The sequence below is a fragment of the Mycobacterium sp. E3198 genome (assembly GCF_001667015.1).
Lineage (GTDB): Bacteria > Actinomycetota > Actinomycetes > Mycobacteriales > Mycobacteriaceae > Mycobacterium.
Genome location: NZ_LZIS01000112.1, coordinates 1 through 1,180, shown reverse-complemented (window position 1 = coordinate 1,180; position 1,180 = coordinate 1). Strand labels below are relative to the sequence as shown.

1 protein-coding gene and 1 pseudogene are annotated in these 1,180 nt (G+C 73.0%); one reads left to right on the top strand and one right to left on the bottom strand.

The features are described 5' to 3' along the window. A partial coding sequence (locus tag A5673_RS12795) for a PPE domain-containing protein (RefSeq protein WP_082958700.1) occupies nt 1-1,032 on the top strand: 1,032 nt, incomplete at its 5' end. Between the two features lie 69 nt (nt 1,033-1,101). Here A5673_RS12795 and A5673_RS12790 read toward each other — a convergent pair. Beyond that, nucleotides 1,102-1,180 (bottom strand): annotated as a pseudogene (locus tag A5673_RS12790) (type VII secretion protein EsxI); the annotation flags it as partial.

Below are 1,180 nucleotides of genomic sequence, written 5' to 3'. Positions count from 1 at the left end.
GCGGCGGCAGCCGCCTACGAGGCAGCCTTTGCGGGAACGGTGCCCCCGGCGGTCATCGCCGCCAACCGGGCGCAGCTGGCGGCGCTGGTCGCCACCAACTTCCTCGGCATCAACACGCCGGCGATCATGGCCACGGAGGCCGAGTACAGCGAGATGTGGGCACAGGACGCCACAGCGATGTACACGTACGCCGCCAATTCGGCTTCCGCCTCAACCTTCAGCACCTTCACTTCGCCGCCGCAAACGACCAACCCGGGCGGGCTCGCCGGCCAGGCCGGCGCGGCGGCCCAGTCGGCCGGCGGCAACGCGCAGACGACCACGTCGCAGCTGATGTCTTCAGTGCCGCAGACGCTGCAGACCCTGGCGACCCCGGGCGCTGCAGCCGGGACTGGGGTGTCTCCGGCGGCGGAGGGCACGGCGGCGTCGCTGGGTGCGTCGGGGGCTTCCGCCCCGCTCAGCGCTCTGTCCAGCGTGACGGGCGCGACCGGCAAGACGGCGACCAAGAGTGCCAGTACCAGTGCGAGCGCTCTATCCGGGTTGACGTCGGTGCTGGGTAGTGGCACGAGCGCGCTCGGCCTTGATGCACTCGGTATCGGCTCGGATGTGGCCGGCTTCGGCGCCGACGGGGGCGGACTCGGGCTCGACGGGTACGGCTTGGACCTCGATCTGCAGGGTTTGGCACTGGATTACGAGGGCGCGGGCTCGATCATCGGGGCCGAGGGTGGTGCGCTCCCGGGCGGCGCGGGGCTGGGGAACCTGGGCGCGGCCCCGTCGGCGGGTCTGGGTCAGGCGCCCTCGGTCGGCACCTTGTCGGTACCGCCGGGTTGGGCCAACGCCGCCTCGTCGGTCACGCCCCTGCCCGCCCTGGACGCCAATGCCATGCCGGGAGGGTGGGGCGCGGGACCCGCATCGGCGACCACCGGCGTTTCCAAGCTGCCGCTGGGCGGCATGGTCGGGCGCGAGTCCGAGGGTGCGGTCCAGCGAATCGGGTTCCGCCCCACCGTGTTTCCGCGCTCGCCGCTGGCCGGGTAGCGCCCCGGCCGGGCAAAACGACGGGGCCGCACACCCATCGGTGTGCGGCCCCGCGCCGAACGTGCGGTGTCAGGCCCAGCTGGACCCGACGGCGCTGTCGGTGCTGGCCATGTTGCTGCCGGCGCTTTGCACCTTCTGGCCGTGGGCG